Genomic DNA, 1,087 nt, shown 5'->3' with positions numbered 1-1,087 from the left:
GAAAGTTCCACTGCGGCAGCCGTTCCCAACAGCACCGAGGAGCTGCACGCGGAGAAGCGCTCGAATTCAGCGGGCGTCGTCGTTGTCCTCGGACGTCCGGTACGGGTCGGCGTCGCCTGCGAAGTCGGCGCCCTGGGCGATCGCCGCTACTTCGGCGTCGCGCTCGCGGGCCTTCTGCAGCAGCTCCTCGAGGTGGCTGGCGTTCACCGGCACCTCATCGGGGACGAACTCGAGGGTGGGCGTGAGCCGGGCGGTGATGTTCCGGCCCACCTCAGCCCGGAGCACTCCGCGCGCCGACTCAAGGGCCATCCGGGTGGCCTGCTGCTCTTCCGGATCACCCAGCACCGTGTAGTACAGGGTTGCATGCTGGAGGTCGTTGGTGACCCGCGAGTCGGTGATGGTCACGGCCTCGAGCCGTGGATCCTTGACCCTCCGGCGAAGGGCTTCGGCAACTATGACTTTGATGCGCTGCGCCAGGCGTGCGGCGCGGGCCGGATCTGCCATAACTGTTCCTCCTGATAGGACGGGGATGGATGAATCCTGCACAGAGCGTGCAGGGAAGGAGACGAAGCGGGCGCCCCGGGATGCTGCACGCGGAGAAGCGCTCGAATTCAGCGGGCGTCGTCGTTGTCCTCGGACGTCCGGTACGGGTCGGCGTCGCCTGCGAAGTCGGCGCCCTGGGCGATCGCCGCTACTTCGGCGTCGCGCTCGCGGGCCTTCTGCAGCAGCTCCTCGAGGTGGCTGGCGTTCACCGGCACCTCATCGGGGACGAACTCGAGGGTGGGCGTGAGCCGGGCGGTGATGTTCCGGCCCACCTCAGCCCGGAGCACTCCGCGCGCCGACTCAAGGGCCATCCGGGTGGCCTGCTGCTCTTCCGGATCACCCAGCACCGTGTAGTACAGGGTTGCATGCTGGAGGTCGTTGGTGACCCGCGAGTCGGTGATGGTCACGGCCTCGAGCCGTGGATCCTTGACCCTCCGGCGAAGGGCTTCGGCAACTATGACTTTGATGCGCTGCGCCAGGCGTGCGGCGCGGGCCGGATCTGCCATAACTGTTCCTCCTGATAGGACGGGGATGGATGAATCCT

Annotated in this window: 2 protein-coding genes; both read right to left on the bottom strand. The window is 67.2% G+C overall.

What is annotated here, in order from left to right:
• Positions 1-66 precede the first annotated feature (66 nt).
• Positions 67-504 (bottom strand): 30S ribosome-binding factor RbfA, encoded by a 438-nt coding sequence (gene rbfA, locus Y704_RS0108980; RefSeq protein ID WP_026531406.1) that lies wholly within the window; start codon positions 502-504, stop codon positions 67-69.
• A 107-nt stretch (positions 505-611) separates the two neighbouring features.
• Positions 612-1,049: a 30S ribosome-binding factor RbfA gene (gene rbfA, locus Y704_RS0108975; protein WP_026531406.1), complete on the bottom strand. Its 438-nt coding sequence runs from the start codon at positions 1,047-1,049 to the stop codon at positions 612-614.
• Positions 1,050-1,087 lie beyond the last annotated feature (38 nt).

This window comes from Arthrobacter sp. Br18 (genome assembly GCF_000520555.1).
Classification (GTDB): Bacteria; Actinomycetota; Actinomycetes; order Actinomycetales; family Micrococcaceae; genus Arthrobacter_D.
The sequence above is the reverse complement of the archived record's forward strand: the minus strand, read 5'-3'. Positions and strand labels throughout refer to the sequence as shown.

Bases quoted from the DNA above. Each gene is read 5' to 3' on its own strand.
- rbfA (WP_026531406.1), bottom strand. From the start codon at position 504: ATGGCAGATCCGGCCCGCGCCGCACGCCTGGCGCAGCGCATCAAAGTC.
- rbfA (WP_026531406.1), bottom strand. From the start codon at position 1,049: ATGGCAGATCCGGCCCGCGCCGCACGCCTGGCGCAGCGCATCAAAGTC.